Raw genomic sequence first — 16,038 nt, 5'->3', positions numbered from 1 at the left:
TGTCCTTTCAGTGACTTCCTTCGACACCTCCCCGCAACTGAACGTCTGGCGCGCACTGCTCGCTCTGGCCGTCGTGTTCGTCATGCTGGCGACCACCGGCTGGACGGCCCTGCGCAACCAGCGGGGCGCCAGGCCGCTCCAGGCCTCGCTCTCCGCATGGGAGCACGGCCGGATCGGCGGGCACCGGCTGCCGGACCCGCGGTCCGAGCCGGCCGCGCTGAGCCGCTTCTTCACCTCGCTGACCGAGCAGGACCGTTCGACCCTGGTCCGCAAGTACTCGCTCGCGGTGGGCAACATGAACGGCGCTCCGGTGGAGCTGCGCTACCGCGCCAACCACCACGCGCTCGCCAAGGCGTTCAAGGTCGAGCGCGCCCGCATGCACGACAAGCGCCTCACCCCGGCCGGGCAGCAGGAGGCGGGCCGCCGGATGCACCGCTTCGAGGACCTCATGGAGAAGGGCCGCCACATCCTGGCCTTCGACCCGGAGGGCTCGGGCCGGGTGGCGGAGGTCTTCGGCGACCTGCGCCGGGCGGAGCGGGTCTCGGTCGTCGTCCCCGGCGTCGACACCGACCTGCTCACCTTCCAGCGCACCCAGCGGAAGTACTCGGCGCCCGTCGGCATGGCCAGGTCCCTGTACGCGGCCGAGCGGACGGTCAGCCCCTCGACGCGTACGGCCGTCATCGCCTGGGCCGACTACACCGCGCCCAGCGGAATCGGCATCGACTCGGCCACCGCGATGCGCGCCGAGGAGGGTGCCGTGCGGCTGAACGCGCTCGTGCGGGCGCTGCCGGGCCGCGCGCCGGTCTCGTTGTTCTGCCACAGCTACGGCTCCGTGGTGTGCGGGGTCGCGGCGCACGCGCTGCCGGGCCGGGTGTCCGACATCGCGGTGGCCGGCAGCCCGGGCATGCGCGTCGAGAAGGCCGCCCAACTGGGCACGGCCGCCCGGGTGTGGGCGATGCGGGACGCCGACGACTGGATCCAGGACGTGCCCTACCTGGAGGTCGGCGGTCTGGGCCACGGCGCCGACCCGGTGTCCTCCGGGTTCGGGGCGCGGGTGCTGTCCGCCGCGGGCGCGAAGGGTCACGCGGGCTACTTCGTGCCGGGCACGGCAAGCCTGTTCAATTTCGCAGAGATCGGTGTCGGCGCATACCGCTCGGTGCACTGCGCGCACGAAGAGGGCGTCTGCCGTACCGGTTTGTCCGGTACGGCCGCGGCCTGACGCGCGTAGAGGCGCAGGAATTGCGGTCTGCTCGGGAGGGGGACGGAGGAGCGCGTGCCGCATACGATGAGCCGCATGGGTGACGTACTGGCCGGATTTCATGCCGCCTGGGAGTTCGAGTCCGACTCCGTGCTCATCCGCTACGAACGGGGGATTCGAACACCCAAGCTCTTCCAGGCCCTCGGGGAACGCCGCGTGCCCCTGGAGGCGATCGCCGGAGTGACGCTGACACGCGGGAAACGCGGCACGGCCGTGCTGCGCCTCGAGCCGCGCCCCGGTGCCGACCCGTTGATGGAGGTGGCCGCCGGACAGCTGAAGGAGAGCGGCGACCCCTACCGGCTGGTGCTGCCCGCCGACCGGGAGGTCCTCGCGGAGTACTACGCCGACGAGCTGCGGAGCCTGCTGACGCGGTCCGGGCCGTCCGAGCGGTTCCTCGTGCCGCCCCCCGAGGGGCCGTTGTCGTTCAAGGCGTACGACGGCAAGGCGTCCTTCGACGGACGGACCGTGAACTTCCGGTGGTTCTGGACCGGGGCGTCGTCGGCGAAGTGGAAGTCCGGCGACCAGAGCTTCTCCGTCGGGGAGCTGAACGGGGTGGAGTGGCGGTCGCCGGAGGTGTTCGAAGGGCATCTGCGGCTCTTGCGGCGGGACGCGGAGACGCCCGGGGTGCAGGCCGACCAGGACCCCGCGGCGGTGGTGTTCGGGCTGGGGTACGGGCCGGTGCACGAGTCGCTGCCGTTCGCCGCGGCGGTACTGGCCGCGGTGCGGACGTCCGGCCCGGTGGCCGCCGTTCCCGCGCCGCGGCGTGATCCCGCGGACATCGCCGAGCGGATCCGGCATCTCGGGGAGCTGCATCAGGCCGGGCTGGTGACGGACGAGGAGTTCTCGGTCAAGAAGGCCGAGTTGCTGGCGGAGCTTTAGCGTCGGCGGGGTGCTGCGCGCCGGCGGGTGCGGGTCGAGGGTGGCCGGTCGCGCAGTTCCCCGCGCCCCTGAAGGGGCGCTTCGCTACTCCCGGCCCGCCGACGTGAAGGCCATGTCCGCGTAGCGGTCGCCCGCCACCTGGGCCGCGATGCCGTCCAGCAGGTCCAGCTGCTCGTCGGTCAGGACGATCCTGGTCGCCGCCGTGTTCTCCTCCACCCTGGCCGGCTTGCGGGTGCCGGGGATCGGGATGACCGGGAGGTCGTGGATCGTCGCCTGCTGCTGCACCCAGGCCAGGGCGATCTGACCGACGGTCGCGTCGTGGGCCTCGGCGACCGAGCGGATCAGCTCCAGCAGGGTCGCGTTCGCCATCGCGTTGTCGCCCGTGAAGCGGGGCTGCTGGCGGCGGAAGTCGCCCTCGCTCAGGTCCTGGTGGGCGTCGGTGAAGGAGCCGGTGAGGAAGCCCCGGCCCAGGGGCGAGTACGCGACGAGCGCCACGCCCAGCTCACGGGCCGCGGGGACGACGTGCGTCTCGATGTCGCGGCTGAACAGCGACCACTCCGACTGCACCGCGGCGATGGGGTGGACGGCGTGGGCGGCGCGCAGTTCACCGGCCGTGACCTCGCTCAGGCCGAGGTGCTTGACCTTGCCCTCGCGGACCAGCTCGGCCATCGTGCCGACGCTCTCCTCGATCGGCACGTTCACATCGCGCCGATGCATGTAGTAGAGGTCGATGGCGTCGACGTCCAGGCGCTTCAGGCTCGCCTCGACGGCCTGGCGGATGTAGGGCGGGTCGTTGCGCACGATCCGGCGCGTGGGGTCGTCCGGGGGGATCGAGAGGGCGAACTTGGTGGCGATGACGACCTCGTCGCGGTGGGCCTTGAAGAACGGCGACAGGAATCGCTCGTTCTCACCGGCGCCGTACGCGTCGGCCGTGTCGTAGAGGGTGACGCCGAGTTCGAGCGCCCGCTCCAGGGTGGCCCGGGACGCGTCCGCGTCCGCCGGGCCGTAGCCGAAGCTCATGCCCATGCAGCCCAGGCCCTGGACACTCACCTCCGGTCCCAGGTCGCCGAGCTTCGCCGTCGTGATCCTGCCGTCCGTCATCGGGACCTCTCCGACGCCAGGGCACGCCCGGCGTCCGCGTAGAAACTGATCTTCCGGTCGAGCACGGCGAGTGTGCCCCGGAGTTCGTCGATCCTGGCCAGGACGTCCTCGCGGGTCGTCTTCAGCAGCTCGAAGCGCTCGACATAGGTGTGGTCGCCCTCGCGCACCAGTTCCGCGTACCGGACCATGTCCGCGACCGGCATGCCCGTCAGGCGGAGCTTGCCGACGAGGTCGAGCCAGTCGAGGTCGCGGTTGGTGTACCGGCGCTGACCGGTGTGGGACCGGTCGATGTGCGGCATCAGACCGATGCGCTCGTACCAGCGCAGGGTGTGTGCCGTCAGGCCCGTGAAGGCGACGACCTCGCTGATCGTGTACTGGTCGTCGCCGTCCGGGCGCCGGTTCTGGTGTCGCGTCGGGCCGGCGCAGGTGTCGGTCCTGGTCGCCGTGGTCTCCATCACCGTCATGGCTCCCACGCTAGAACCTTGGAGTGCACTCCAAGCAAGCGCCGACGGTAAGAAATCGGCAGGACGATTCCTGCGCCACGTCATGATCGACGCGGTGTTCGTCTCCGACCCCTCCGTCGTCTGGCACGAGGGTTCCCTCCCCGCCCTCAGGGCCAAACTGGCGACCCCGAAGGGGACTTCGTGGCGTTCGTCGTCGACCACCCCGAGCGGCGGGGGCCCTGGCGCCCCTGGTCGCCGGGACGATCGACTACCGCATCGGCAAGCCGGGCGACCCGCACGGCAGGGTGGGCTTCGTCTTCAGCGTCGCCACCGACCCGGGCGCGCGGCGATGGGGGTACCCCCTGGGGTTCCGGCCCGGGCCCGACCCCTTGCCGGAGCTCACGCTCTGAGCGCATAGGCTCGACGGCATGTCGCTGAAGAGCCTCGCGCTGATCGAGAACTGGCCGGTTCCCACCGCTGCGGCGGGAGTCGTACGAGCGGACGGCACGGTCCTGGGCACCCACGGCCCGGCCGGGCAGCGCTTCCCGCTCGCGTCGGTGACCAAGCCGCTCGCGGCCTACGCGGTGCTCGTCGCGTACGAGGAGGGGGCCGTCGAGTTCGACGAGCCCGCGGGTCCCCCCGGTTCGACGGTCCGGCACCTGCTCGCGCACACCTCGGGCCTCGCCTTCGACGAGCACAGGGTCACGGCGCCGCCCGGGGAGCGCCGGCTGTACTCCAACGCCGGCTTCGAGCAGCTGGGCGACCATGTCGAGAAGGTCACCGACATCCCGTTCGGGGAGTACCTGCGGCAGGCCGTGCTGGAACCGCTCGGCATGACCTCGACGACGCTGGAGGGCTCTCCGGCCAAGGACGGGGTGTCGACGGTGGAGGACCTGCTGCGGTTCGCCGCCGAGGTGCAGGCGCCGCGGCTGCTGGACCCGCGTACGGTCGCCGAGGCCATGAGCGTGCACTTCCCGGGCACCAAGGGCGTCCTGCCGGGGTACGGCCACCAGAACCCCAACGACTGGGGGCTCGGGTTCGAGATCCGCGACTCCAAGTCGCCGCACTGGACGGGCTCCTCGTCCTCGCCCCGCACGTTCGGGCACTTCGGGCAGTCCGGTACGTTCCTGTGGATCGACCCGGACGCGGGCGCGGCCTGTGTCGCGCTGACGGACCGGGCGTTCGGGCCGTGGGCGAGCGAGGTGTGGCCGGCGTTCACGGACGCGGTACTGGCCGAGATCTAGGCCGTGTTCATCTCCCAGACCAGCAGCTCCGCCTCGGTCACACCCTCGGCCTCCAGGCCCTTGGCGCCGGTGATCCGGGCCGCGTCGCCCGGGTGCAGTTCCGCGCCGTCGAGGCGGACGTCCCCGCGGACGACGTGCACGTACGTGGACGCCCCGTCGGGCACCGCCGTCCGCTCCCCGGGCCCGAGACGCCGCGCGTGCAGCATCGCGCCGGCCTCCGGGAGCGCGTAGGGCGTGGAGTCGGCGATGCCGCGGACGACCTCGTAGAACGGGTCGCCGCCGGGCTCGAGCGGGGCCAGCCACATCTGGACGAAGGTCAGGGGCCCGGGGCCGCCGTTGCGCTCCACATGACGCACCCCGCCCGCCGAGCTGAGCCGCTGCACGTCGCCGTGCCGGACGACCGACTCGTGCCCGGTGGAGTCCCGGTGGGTCAGCTCGCCCTCCACCACCCACGTCACGATCTCGGTGTGGCTGTGCGGATGTTCGTCGAACCCGGCGCCGGGCGCCAGCCGCTCCTCGTTGCACGCGAGCACCGCGCCGAAGCGGAGGTTGTCCGGGTCGTAGTACGGCCCGAAGGAGAAGGCGTGCCACGACTCGATTCCGGCCGAGGGGTCGCCGCCCCGGTAGCGCTCACCCGCGCGCCGAATGTCCATCACGCGGTCCACCGTAGACCCGGCAGCCCACCTTCCCGTCCGGATAAGGCAGTCTTGTCCCCGTGCCCGAACCCGAAACCGCCAAGAACGACGCCGCAGCCCACCCCGTCCATCCGCACTCCGCGACGCTGAAGCGGCTGGAGAAGTCGTCCGGATCGCTCGCCGCGCAGGCCATCGCGCGGATGGACGAGACGCTGCCCTGGTACCGGGCCATGCCCCCGGAGAACCGTTCCTGGATCGGTCTGGTCGCGCAGGCGGGCATCGCCGCGTTCACCGAGTGGTTCCGGCGTCCCGACGCCCCGCAGGCCATCTCCACCGACGTGTTCGGCACCGCGCCGCGCGAGCTGACCCGGGCGATCACCCTGCGCCAGACCGTGGAGATGGTGCGCACCACCATCGAGGTCATGGAGAGCGCGATCGACGAGGTCGCGGCCCCCGGCGACGAGCGGGTGCTGCGCGAGGCACTGCTCGTCTACGCCCGGGAGATCGCCTTCGCCACGGCCCAGGTGTACGCGCAGGCCGCCGAGGCGCGCGGCGCGTGGGACGCCCGGCTGGAGTCCCTGGTCGTGAACGCCGTGCTCAGCGGCGAGGCCGACGAGGGCGCCGTGTCCCGGGCCGCCGCCCTGGGGTGGAACTCCCCCGAGCACGTGTGCGTGGTGCTCGGCACCGCGCCCGACGGCGACTCCGAACTGACCGTGGAGGCGATCCGGCGGGCCGCCCGGCATGCCAAGCTCCAGGTGCTCACCGGGGTGCTCGGCGACCGGCTGGTCGTCATCGCGGGCGGCAGCGACAACCCGCTGGCCGTCGCCAAGTCGCTGATCGGCCCGTTCGCCGCCGGCCCGGTCGTGGCCGGTCCCGTGGTGCCGGACCTGCTGGCCGCGACCCGGTCCGCGCAGGCCGCGGCGGCCGGGCTGAAGGCGTGTTCCGCCTGGCAGGACGCCCCGCGCCCGGTGCTGGCGGACGATCTGCTGCCGGAGCGGGCGATGGCCGGGGACCCCTCGGCCCGTGAGCAACTGGTGGAGGAGATCTACAGACCGCTGGAGGAGGCCGGGGCCGCGCTCCTGGAGACCCTCAGCGTCTATCTCGAACAGGCGAGCAGTCTGGAGGGCGCCGCCCGGATGCTGTTCGTCCATCCCAACACCGTCCGCTACCGGCTTCGACGTGTGACTGACGTCACCGGTTGGTCACCCTCCGATGTACGCTCTGCGTTCACGCTGCGGATCGCGCTGATCCTGGGGCGTCTGGTCGATGGAGATCTCCAGCCCTAAGGTTTTGTCGAGGCTCGACAAAACCCCCTCGTGTTCTTCGTCCCTGTCCCCACGGGCGGCCGTGCCCGTACCCAAGAGAGAGTGTGAGAGTGCTCGTACTCGTCGCTCCCGGCCAGGGCGCTCAGGCGCCCGGCTTCCTGACCCCCTGGCTCGAACTGCCCGGTGCCGCCGACCGCCTCGGTGCCTGGTCGGACGCCATCGGCCTGGACCTCGCCCACTACGGGACGCAGGCCGACGCCGACGCCATCCGAGACACCGCCGTGGCGCAGCCGCTGCTCGTCGCGGCCGGCCTGCTGTCCGCGGCGGCACTCGGTGACGTCACGCCCGGCGCGGTCGCCGGCCACAGTGTCGGTGAGATCACCGCGGCCGCCTACGCGGGCGTCCTCGACGACACCGCCGCGCTGACCCTCGTGCGCAAGCGCGGCCTGGCCATGGCCGAGGCCGCCGCGATCACCGAGACCGGCATGTCGGCGCTGCTCGGCGGAGACCCCGAGGTGAGCGTCGCGCACCTGGAGAAGCTCGGTCTGACGCCGGCGAACATGAACGGCGCCGGGCAGATCGTGGCCGCGGGCACCATGGAACAGCTCGCCGCGCTGAACGAGGACATGCCCGAGGGCGTGCGCAAGGTCGTCGCCCTGAAGGTCGCGGGCGCGTTCCACACGCACCACATGGGCCCGGCCGTCGAGAAGCTGGCCGAGGCCGCCAAGGAGCTCGTCCCCGCCGACCCCGAGGTCGCCTACGTCTCCAACAAGGACGGCAGGACGGTGACCACCGGCGCCGAGGTGCTGGAGCGGCTCGTCGGGCAGGTCGCCAACCCGGTCCGCTGGGACCTGTGCATGGAGACCTTCAAGGAACTCGGCGTCACGGCCCTGATCGAGGCCTGCCCCGGCGGCACGCTGACCGGTCTGGCCAAGCGCGCTCTGCCGGGTGTGAAGACCCTGGCGCTCAAGACCCCCGCCGACCTGGACGCTGCTCGCGAGCTCATCGCCGAGCACGCCTGACAAGGAGCCCGGAGCATGGCGAAGCTGAAGCCCAGCAAGGGCGCCCCGTACGCGCGCATCCTCGGCGTGGGCGGGTACCGGCCGACCCGGGTCGTGCCGAACGAGGTGATCCTGGAGACGATCGACTCCTCCGACGAGTGGATCCGCTCGCGCTCCGGTATCGAGACGCGGCACTGGGCCTCCGACGAGGAGACCGTCGCCCAGATGTCGATCGAAGCGTCGGGCAAGGCCATCGCGGACGCCGGGATCTCCGTCGAGCAGATCGGCGGCGTGATCGTCTCGACGGTCTCGCACTTCAAGCAGACCCCGGCCGTCGCCACCGAGATCGCCGACAAGCTCGGCACGAACAAGGCCGCCGCCTTCGACATCTCGGCGGGCTGCGCGGGCTTCGGCTACGGCCTGACCCTCGCCAAGGGCATGATCGTCGAGGGCTCGGCGCAGTACGTCCTGGTGATCGGCGTCGAGCGGCTGAGCGACCTGACGGACCTGGAGGACCGCGCGACGGCCTTCCTGTTCGGTGACGGCGCCGGCGCGGTCGTGGTCGGCCCGTCCGAGGAGCCCGCGATCGGCCCCACCGTGTGGGGTTCCGAGGGCGACAAGTCCGAGACCATCAAGCAGACCGTGCCGTGGACGGACTACCGCGACGGGACGGTCGCGAAGTTCCCCGCGATCACCCAGGAAGGCCAGGCGGTGTTCCGCTGGGCCGTGTTCGAGATGGCGAAGGTCGCCCAGCAGGCGCTGGACGCGGCCGGGATCACCGTGGACGACCTGGACGTCTTCATCCCGCACCAGGCCAACGTGCGGATCATCGACTCGATGGTGAAGACCCTGAAACTGCCGGAGCACGTCACGGTCGCGCGTGACATCCGCACCACCGGCAACACCTCGGCCGCCTCGATCCCGCTCGCGATGGAGCGGCTCCTGGCGACCGGCGAGGCGAAGAGCGGCGACACCGCGCTCGTCATCGGCTTCGGGGCGGGTCTCGTCTACGCCGCGACTGTCGTTACCCTCCCCTAGGCACTCCGTGCCGGATCATGCGGTCCGGGACGGTGCGTACCACCCGCCACACCTCTGGATATCTACGAAGGAGCGCCAACATGGCCGCCACTCAGGAAGAGATCGTCGCCGGTCTCGCCGAGATCGTGAACGAGATCGCCGGCATCCCGGTTGAGGACGTCCAGCTGGACAAGTCCTTCACCGACGACCTGGACGTCGACTCCCTGTCCATGGTCGAGGTCGTCGTCGCCGCCGAAGAGCGCTTCGACGTCAAGATCCCCGACGAGGACGTCAAGAACCTCAAGACCGTCGGCGACGCGACCGACTACATCCTCAAGCACCAGGGCTGATCGACCGATCACGCCCCTGGGCTGACTGCCCCGCCACCCGGCGGTGGCGCCGCTTAATCCTCGGATCCGTTGGAGAAAGAATTCCCGTGAACTCGACCAATCGCACCGTGGTCGTCACCGGTATCGGCGCAACCACACCGCTGGGTGGCGACGCAGCCTCTACCTGGGAGGGCCTGGTCGCCGGCAAGTCCGGCGTCAAGCCCCTTGAGCAGGAGTGGGCGGCCGAACAGGCCGTCAAGATCGCGGCCCCGGTGGCCGTGGAACCGACCGAGGTCATCCCCCGGCCGCAGGCCCGCCGGCTGGACCGCTCGGCGCAGTTCGCGCTGGTCGCGGCCCAGGAGGCCTGGAAGGACGCCGGTTTCGAGGCGAAGGCCGGCGAAGACCCGAACATCGACCCCGACCGGCTCGGCGCGGTCATCGCCTCCGGCATCGGCGGTGTGACGACCCTGCTCGACCAGTACGACGTGCTGAAGGAGAAGGGCGTTCGCCGCGTCTCCCCGCACACCGTGCCCATGCTGATGCCCAACGGCCCGTCGGCCAACGTGGGCCTGGCCGTGGGCGCCCGGGCGGGCGTGCACACGCCGGTCTCCGCCTGTGCCTCGGGCGCCGAGGCCATCGGCTACGCCATCGAGATGATCCGCACCGGCCGTGCCGACGTCGTCGTCGCGGGCGGCACGGAGGCGGCGATCCACCCGCTGCCCATCGCCGCGTTCGGCAACATGATGGCGATGTCCAAGAACAACGACGACCCGCAGGGCGCGTCGCGTCCCTACGACACCGCCCGTGACGGTTTCGTCCTCGGTGAGGGCGCCGGTGTCATCGTCCTGGAATCCGCCGAGCACGCCGCCAGGCGCGGCGCCCGGGTGTACGCCGAGGCGGTCGGGCAGGGCATCTCCGCCGACGCGCACGACATCGTGCAGCCGGAGCCGGAGGGGCGCGGCATCTCGCACGCCCTGCAGAACCTGCTGGACCGCACCGACCTGGACCCGGCGGAGATCGTGCACGTCAACGCGCACGCCACCTCCACGCCGGCCGGTGACATCGCCGAGCTGAAGGCGCTGCGGAAGGTGTTCGGCGACCACGCCGACCACTTCGCGGTGTCCGCGACGAAGTCGATGACCGGACACCTGCTGGGCGGTGCCGGTGGTGTGGAGACGGTGGCGACCGTGCTCGCGCTGTACCACCGGGTGGCTCCGCCGACGATCAACGTGGAGAACCTCGACCCCGAGGCCGAGGCGAACGCCGACGTCGTCCGGGGCGAGGCCAGGAAGCTGCCGGTCGAGGGCCGCATCGCCGCGCTGAACGACTCGTTCGGGTTCGGTGGGCACAACGTGGTGCTGGCGTTCCGGACGGTTTGATCCTGAGCGTTGAATGGCCCGAACTCCTTGGGTGGAGTTCGGGCCATTCGCCGTTTCCGTGACGTTGCGTGCCGTGCGCGGGCTCGTGGGGGTTGTTCGCGCAGTTCCCGCGCCCCTGAAGGCGCGCCCCTGAAGGCGTTTACACCACCTGGTGGAGCCAGCGGACCGGGGCGCCCTCGCCTGCGTAGCGGAAGGGTTCCAGTTCGTCGTCCCAGGGCTTGCCCAGGAGTTTGCTGAGCTCGGCCTCCAGGTCGGTCTCACCGCGCTGCGAGCGCTGGAGCGCCGCTCTGAGGCGGTCCTCGGGGATGAGGATGTCGCCGTGGATGCCGGTGACGGCGTGGTAGATGCCGAGGTCGGGGGTGCAGCTGTACCGCTCGCCCTCGGCGGAGGGGCAGGGTTCGGCGGTGACCTCGAAGCGGAGCAGGTGCCAGCCGCGCAGTGCGGAGGCGAGTTTGGACGCCGTGCCGGCCTGGCCCTGCCAGGAGAACTCCGAGCGCCAGGTGCCCGGTGCGGCGGGCTGGCGGATCCAGTCCAGGCTGACGCGTGTGCCGAGCACCCCGGCGACGGCCCACTCGACGTGCGGGCACAGCGCGCGCGGCGCGGAGTGCACGTACAGAACTCCACGTGTCGTCACCGGAACCTCCGGGCAGAGCGGGACATGGTGCAAACGGGCGGAACGGCTGTGACCGGGGGGTCACGCTGATGGCGAGGCTACCGTGCGGGGGCGCAAGGAGTGTGACGTACGGTCGGTCCAGGTGCCGGGAAACGCCCGCCATTCACCCAGGGGGACGCTTGTGCGGGTGTGAGCCGTTGCACCTGATCGGCCGGGAACCCTCGTGCGTTGTCATGGGGTGGGGAGACGGACACGGCGTGGCGAGGGGATGGACCAGGGATGCGGAAGCGAAGCCGTACCGCGCGGGGCGTTCTGGCCGTGGTCGCGGCGGCCGTGCTGGGTGTCGCCGGGTGTGATGCCGTGGGGGGTGATTCCGCCGCCCCGTCCGCGTCCGCGAAGCCGTCGCCCACGCCCACGCCCCTATGGGACCGCAGTCCTCGTTCCGTGGCCGCCGTCGGTGACTCCATCACCCGGGCGTTCGACGCCTGTGACGTGCTGTCGGACTGTCCTGAGGCGTCCTGGGCGACCGGGTCGAGCCGCGAGGTCGACTCGCTCGCCGTACGGCTGCTGGGCAGGGCGGGGGCCGCTCGGCGCAGTTGGAACTACGCCGTGACCGGGGCGCGCATGGCGGATCTGCCCGGGCAGATGGCGCGGGCGGTGCGGCGCAAACCGCAGCTGGTGGCGGTGATGGTCGGGGCGAACGACGCCTGCCGGTCCACGCCCGCGGCGATGACCCCGGTCTCCGCCTTCCGGGCCGACTTCGAGGATGCGCTGCGTGGTCTGCGCAAGGCCCTGCCCAAGGCGCAGGTGTTCGTGGCGAGTGTGCCGAACCTGAAGCGCCTGTGGTCCGAGGGCCGGGGCAGCCCGATGGGCAAGCAGGTGTGGAAGCTGGGCATCTGCCCGTCGATGCTGGGCGCCCCGGACGCCCTGGACCCGGCGGCGACCCTGCGGCGGGACACGGTGCACAAGAGGGTGGAGGACTACAACAAGGTCCTGGAGGAGGTCTGCGCCGAGGACGAGCGGTGCCGCTACGACGGGGGCGCGGTGTACGACTACCGCTTCGGCACGGCCCAGTTGAGCCGCTGGGACTACTTCCACCCCAGCGTGGACGGACAGGCCCGGCTGGCGGAGATCGCGTACCGCACGGTCACCGCGAGGAAGCCATGACCCGGGCTCTGTCCTAGAGTTCCGCACATGAACGAACTCTTCGGGACACTTTCCGACGGCACCCCGGTGCACCGCTGGACCCTGGAGCGCTCGGGCGTGCGGGTACGGGTGCTGTCGTACGGCGGGATCGTGCAGTCCGTGGAGGTGCCGGACCGGGAGGGCCGGGCCGGGGACGTGGTGCTGGGGTTCCCGGACCTCGACGGGTATCTCACCCACCCGGAGCCCTATCTCGGTGCCCTGGTCGGGCGGTACGCCAACCGGATCGCCGGTGGCCGCTTCACCCTGGACGGGCGGACGTACGCTCTGGAGCCGAACAACGGGCCGAACGCGCTGCACGGCGGGGTGCGGGGCTTCGACAAGCGGGTGTGGGAGGCGGAGCCGGTCACGCACGGGGTGCGGCTGACGCGGGTCAGCCCGCACGGCGAGGAGGGGTTCCCCGGCCGGCTGGAGGTCTCGGCGACGTACACGCTCGACGCGAGCGGGGCGCTGCGGATCGCCTACGAGGCGGTGACCGACGCGCCGACCGTGGTGAACCTGACCAACCACAGCTACTTCAACCTGGCCGGCTCCGGCGACGCGGGCGGCCATGAGCTGCGCCTGGCCGCCTCCCGGTACACGCCGGTCGACGAGCACCTCATCCCGGCCGGTGACCCGCGGGACGTGACCGGCACGCGCTTCGACTTCCGCGAGGCCCGCAAGACCGGCTCCGGCTACGACCACAACTTCGTGCTGGACAAGGGGGTGACGGCCGCTCCGGTGGAGGTCGCCGAACTGCACGACCCGGCGTCGGGGCGGGTGCTGACGGTGGCGACCACCGAGCCCGGCCTCCAGCTGTACACCGCCGACCACCTGAGCGGCCCCTTCGCGCCCGGCGAGGGCATCGCGCTGGAGACCCAGCACTTCCCCGATTCGCCGAACCGGCCGGACTTCCCGACGACCGTGCTGCGGCCGGGCGCGGTGTACCGCTCGGAGACGGTGTACGGGTTCGACGCCCGCTGAGGGGTCCGTGACAGACCACGAGCCCCGGTCCGGAGGTCAGGTCCCGGACCGGGGCTGCCTGGCGGGGAACGTGTCCCGGATCAGACGTTAATCGTCGCGGTGATCCTGCGGTCCGCGATCGAGCGTCCGACCTGGATCTCGTACGAACCCTTCACAAACGACCACGAGGCGTTCGTCTCGTCCCAGATCTCGAAGGCGCGGCGCGGTAGTTCGACGACCGCCTCGGCGCTGTCGCCCGGTGCGGCCTCGACGGTCGCGAAGCCGGCCAGCCAGCGGGCCGGGCGCGTGGGGTCGGGGTCGCCCGGGGCCAGGTAGAGCTGGACGACCTCGCGGCCGGGGCGGTCGCCGGTGTTGCGCAGACGGACCGTCGCGGTGACCGTCCCGGCGCTCTCCTCCATCTGGACGGAGTCGTAGGTCCAGTCGGTGTAGCCGAGGCCGTGGCCGAAGGGGTAGGCGGGGCTGCGGCCGTGCTTCTCCCAGGCGCGGTAGCCGATGAAGACGCCCTCGTCGTAGGGGAGTTCGCCGTTCTCCGGGACGACCCGGGTGACCGGGGCGTCGGCGAGGGTGCCCCAGGTGGTGGGCAGCCGCCCGCCGGGTTCGTGGGCTCCGGTGAGGACGTCCGCGAGGGCCGCGCCGCCCTCCTGGCCGGGGAACCAGGACAGGAGCACGGCGGCGACCTCGTCGCGCCACGGCAGTTCCACCGGGGAGCCTGAGTTGACGACCACGACGGTGCGGGGGTTGGCGGCGGCGACGGTGCGGACCAGGTCGTCCTGGCGGCCGGGCAGCCGCAGGTCGGTGCGGTCGAAGCCCTCGGACTCGACGCGGTCGGTGGTGGCGACCACGACGACGGCGGTGTCGGCGGCCCGGGCGGCCTCGGCGGCCTCGGCGATCAGCTCGTCGGCGTCGCGCTGCGGGTCCTGGTGGGCGAGGGTGAAGCCGATGCCCCACATGGGGTTGCCGTCCGGCGGCGGGACCGTATGGGTGAGAGAGACCTCGACCGGTTCGCCCGCGGTCAGTTCGGGCCGGGCGTGGGGCACCGGGGCGCCGGAGAAGGCCGCGAAGGGGTCGCCGTCCCCGGAGGGGCGCTGGACGCCGTCGAAGTACGTGGTGCCGTCGACGGTGAGCTTGAACGGGCCGAGCCCCTTGAAGCCGATGGTGTGCGTGCCGCTCTCGCGCGGGGTGAAGGTGCCGGTCAGTTCGACCGTGTGCAGGGCGTCCTCGGTGACGCCGTCGGGGAGGTCGGCGCTCGTCCACTGGATGTGGCCGCTGGAGGCAAAGCGGGTGCCGATGACCTGCCCGGTGGTGTCCCGGCAGACGGCGCGCAGCTCGAACCCCTTGTCGGCGACGGGGAGTTCGGTGTTGGGGTCGGCGCCGAGGGTGTAGCTGAGGGTGCCCTCGGGGAGGGCAGCGGTGAGGCCGTCGAGCGGGGAGACGACCCGGGCGGGGAAGACGGTGGCGGAGCCGCCGCCGAGGACGCGGGCGTCGCGGGCGGCGGCGCCGATCAGCGCGACCCGGCCGGGCCTCAGCGGCAGCACGCCGTCGTCGTTGCGGACCAGGACGAAGGAGCGGCGGGCGATCTCGCGCGCGAGTGCCTCGCCGTCCACGGGGGCGGGCGGGTCGGTGACGGCCGGTTCGGCGCCCTCCAGGACGCCGACCCGGGCGGCGAGGCGCAGCACGCGGCGGACGGCGTCGTCGACCAGTGCCTCGTCGGCCTCGCCGTCGCGGACGGCCCGGGCGAGGGCCTCGCCGTAGACGGTGCCGGGGCCGGGCATGGCGATGTCGAGGCCGCCGGTGAGGGCGCCGGTGGTGGAGCGGGCGGCGGTCCAGTCGGAGACGTTGACGCCGTCGAAGCCCCACTCGCCGCGCAGGACCTCGTTGACCAGGTGGTGGTGCTCGGTCATGGTCGGGCCGTTGACGGAGTTGTAGGCGGTCATGATGCCCCAGGGGTGGGCGTTCTCGACGATCGCCTCGAAGGGGGCCAGGTACAGCTCGCGCAGCGCGCGTTGGCCGACGAGGTTGTTCACGGTGAGGCGGTCGGTCTCGGCGTCGTTGGCGACGAAGTGCTTGACGGTGGTGCCGACGCCGCCGGACTGGACGCCGCGGACGTACTCGGTGCCGATCCGCCCGGTGAGGTAGGGGTCCTCGCTGTAGGCCTCGAAGTGACGGCCGCCGAGCGGGGAGCGGTGCAGGTTGACCGTGGGGGCGAGCAGCAGGTGGACGCCCTTGCGGCGGGCCTCCTGGGCCAGCAGCACCCCGGCCCGGTGGGCCAGTTCGGGGTCCCAGGTGGCGGCCAGCGCCGTCGGGGAGGGCAGGGCGACGGACGGGTCGTCGGCGCTCCAGCGCACTCCTCGGACGCCGATCGGGCCGTCCGACATGACCAGCGAGGCCAGTCCGGCCTCCTCGATCGCGGGCAGGCTCCACAGGTCCTGGCCGGCCAGCAGCCGCGTCTTGGCGTCCAGGTCGAGTGCGCCGAGGGCGGCCTCGACGGCGACCTCACGGGCCGCATCCTGCATCGCCTGTGTCGTCTCCGCCACGTCGGCCTCCTCGTCGATGTCGATGTCGATGTCGATGTCGTCATCCTGCCTCGGCAGCATGCGAAGGACTCGTGACCGCGACCACTGATCGAGCAACCCACACGGCGGGCGACCACCTCCGCGAGAGCGGCGGCGGTTCAGCCGCGAAGGAGGGCACGGCGCGCCGAGATCGTG

Annotated in this window: 15 protein-coding genes and 1 pseudogene; 11 read left to right on the top strand and 5 right to left on the bottom strand. The window is 71.9% G+C overall.

Annotated elements, in window-relative coordinates; genetic code table 11:
• The first annotated feature begins 10 nt into the window (after positions 1–10).
• Positions 11–1,219 (top strand): alpha/beta hydrolase, encoded by a 1,209-nt coding sequence (locus AC0665_RS08080; RefSeq protein ID WP_478602505.1) that lies wholly within the window; start codon positions 11–13, stop codon positions 1,217–1,219.
• 66 nt (positions 1,220–1,285) lie between these two features.
• A complete protein-coding gene (locus tag AC0665_RS08075; protein WP_478704718.1) occupies positions 1,286–2,137 on the top strand; it encodes a DUF4429 domain-containing protein in 852 nt (283 codons plus the stop codon).
• An 84-nt stretch (positions 2,138–2,221) separates the two neighbouring features.
• Here the strand turns inward: AC0665_RS08075 and AC0665_RS08070 are convergent, their stop codons facing one another.
• Together AC0665_RS08070 and AC0665_RS08065 are read right to left on the bottom strand one after the other, a co-directional pair.
• Entirely contained in the window at positions 2,222–3,238 is a 1,017-nt protein-coding gene (locus AC0665_RS08070) for an aldo/keto reductase (protein ID WP_468413337.1), read from the bottom strand.
• Positions 3,235–3,702, bottom strand: coding sequence for a MerR family transcriptional regulator (locus AC0665_RS08065; protein WP_468413335.1), 468 nt, complete (start codon positions 3,700–3,702; stop codon positions 3,235–3,237). Before AC0665_RS08065 ends, AC0665_RS08070 begins: the two co-directional genes overlap by 4 nt.
• Before the next feature lie 70 nt (positions 3,703–3,772).
• Between AC0665_RS08065 and AC0665_RS08060 the strand changes: the two are divergent.
• Together AC0665_RS08060 and AC0665_RS08055 are read left to right on the top strand one after the other, a co-directional pair.
• Positions 3,773–4,091: pseudogene (locus AC0665_RS08060) on the top strand (GNAT family N-acetyltransferase).
• An 18-nt stretch (positions 4,092–4,109) separates the two neighbouring features.
• On the top strand, positions 4,110–4,925 hold the full coding sequence (locus AC0665_RS08055) for a serine hydrolase domain-containing protein (protein WP_468413331.1): 816 nt from the start codon (positions 4,110–4,112) through the stop codon (positions 4,923–4,925).
• Here AC0665_RS08055 and AC0665_RS08050 read toward each other — a convergent pair.
• Positions 4,922–5,578, bottom strand: coding sequence for a pirin family protein (locus tag AC0665_RS08050; protein ID WP_478704717.1), 657 nt, complete (start codon positions 5,576–5,578; stop codon positions 4,922–4,924). The two genes, AC0665_RS08055 and AC0665_RS08050, sit on opposite strands and share 4 nt — an antisense overlap.
• A gap of 62 nt (positions 5,579–5,640) precedes the next feature.
• On the opposite strand from AC0665_RS08050, the gene fasR reads away from it, so the two are divergent.
• From fasR to fabF, 5 genes are all read left to right on the top strand, one after another.
• On the top strand, positions 5,641–6,846 hold the full coding sequence (fasR, locus tag AC0665_RS08045) for a fatty acid biosynthesis transcriptional regulator FasR (protein ID WP_366053962.1): 1,206 nt from the start codon (positions 5,641–5,643) through the stop codon (positions 6,844–6,846).
• Positions 6,847–6,935: 89 nt separating this feature from the next.
• Positions 6,936–7,847 carry an ACP S-malonyltransferase gene (locus AC0665_RS08040; RefSeq protein WP_468413329.1) on the top strand — a complete coding sequence of 304 codons (912 nt, stop codon included), beginning with the start codon at positions 6,936–6,938 and terminating at the stop codon, positions 7,845–7,847.
• 15 nt (positions 7,848–7,862) lie between these two features.
• The gene (locus AC0665_RS08035; RefSeq protein ID WP_468413327.1) at positions 7,863–8,864 is read left to right on the top strand and encodes a beta-ketoacyl-ACP synthase 3; all 1,002 of its coding nucleotides are present in this window, start codon (positions 7,863–7,865) and stop codon (positions 8,862–8,864) included.
• Positions 8,865–8,944: 80 nt separating this feature from the next.
• Positions 8,945–9,193, top strand: coding sequence for an acyl carrier protein (locus tag AC0665_RS08030; protein WP_003989952.1), 249 nt, complete (start codon positions 8,945–8,947; stop codon positions 9,191–9,193).
• Between the two features lie 86 nt (positions 9,194–9,279).
• Complete coding sequence (gene fabF, locus AC0665_RS08025; protein WP_468413325.1) at positions 9,280–10,551, top strand: beta-ketoacyl-ACP synthase II; 1,272 nt, start codon at positions 9,280–9,282, stop codon at positions 10,549–10,551.
• A gap of 139 nt (positions 10,552–10,690) precedes the next feature.
• On the opposite strand, the gene AC0665_RS08020 is transcribed toward fabF, so the two are convergent.
• Entirely contained in the window at positions 10,691–11,185 is a 495-nt protein-coding gene (locus AC0665_RS08020) for a DUF3145 domain-containing protein (protein ID WP_363122290.1), read from the bottom strand.
• A gap of 258 nt (positions 11,186–11,443) precedes the next feature.
• Here AC0665_RS08020 and AC0665_RS08015 point away from each other — a divergent pair, with 258 nt between their 5' ends.
• A complete protein-coding gene (locus AC0665_RS08015; protein WP_478704625.1) occupies positions 11,444–12,331 on the top strand; it encodes an SGNH/GDSL hydrolase family protein in 888 nt (295 codons plus the stop codon).
• 27 nt (positions 12,332–12,358) lie between these two features.
• Positions 12,359–13,330 (top strand): aldose epimerase family protein, encoded by a 972-nt coding sequence (locus AC0665_RS08010; RefSeq protein ID WP_478602500.1) that lies wholly within the window; start codon positions 12,359–12,361, stop codon positions 13,328–13,330.
• Positions 13,331–13,410: 80 nt separating this feature from the next.
• On the opposite strand, the gene AC0665_RS08005 is transcribed toward AC0665_RS08010, so the two are convergent.
• Positions 13,411–15,843 carry a glycoside hydrolase family 3 protein gene (locus AC0665_RS08005; RefSeq protein ID WP_478602809.1) on the bottom strand — a complete coding sequence of 811 codons (2,433 nt, stop codon included), beginning with the start codon at positions 15,841–15,843 and terminating at the stop codon, positions 13,411–13,413.
• Positions 15,844–16,038 lie beyond the last annotated feature (195 nt).

It is taken from the genome of Streptomyces sp. NPDC043685, from assembly GCF_056436585.1.
Note: the sequence above shows the minus strand (reverse complement) of the source record. Positions and strands in the feature narration are given on the sequence as shown.

What these genes read in the sequence shown, in the direction of transcription:
- AC0665_RS08075 (WP_478704718.1), top strand. Translation starts at nt 1,286, where the DNA reads ATGAGCCGCATGGGTGACGTACTGGCCGGATTTCATGCCGCCTGGGAG.
- AC0665_RS08070 (WP_468413337.1), bottom strand. Translation starts at nt 3,238, where the DNA reads ATGACGGACGGCAGGATCACGACGGCGAAGCTCGGCGACCTGGGACCG.
- AC0665_RS08065 (WP_468413335.1), bottom strand. Translation starts at nt 3,702, where the DNA reads ATGACGGTGATGGAGACCACGGCGACCAGGACCGACACCTGCGCCGGC.
- AC0665_RS08055 (WP_468413331.1), top strand. Translation starts at nt 4,110, where the DNA reads ATGTCGCTGAAGAGCCTCGCGCTGATCGAGAACTGGCCGGTTCCCACC.
- AC0665_RS08050 (WP_478704717.1), bottom strand. Translation starts at nt 5,578, where the DNA reads ATGGACATTCGGCGCGCGGGTGAGCGCTACCGGGGCGGCGACCCCTCG.
- AC0665_RS08035 (WP_468413327.1), top strand. Translation starts at nt 7,863, where the DNA reads ATGGCGAAGCTGAAGCCCAGCAAGGGCGCCCCGTACGCGCGCATCCTC.
- AC0665_RS08030 (WP_003989952.1), top strand. Translation starts at nt 8,945, where the DNA reads ATGGCCGCCACTCAGGAAGAGATCGTCGCCGGTCTCGCCGAGATCGTG.
- AC0665_RS08015 (WP_478704625.1), top strand. Translation starts at nt 11,444, where the DNA reads ATGCGGAAGCGAAGCCGTACCGCGCGGGGCGTTCTGGCCGTGGTCGCG.
- AC0665_RS08010 (WP_478602500.1), top strand. Translation starts at nt 12,359, where the DNA reads ATGAACGAACTCTTCGGGACACTTTCCGACGGCACCCCGGTGCACCGC.
- AC0665_RS08005 (WP_478602809.1), bottom strand. Translation starts at nt 15,843, where the DNA reads ATGCAGGATGCGGCCCGTGAGGTCGCCGTCGAGGCCGCCCTCGGCGCA.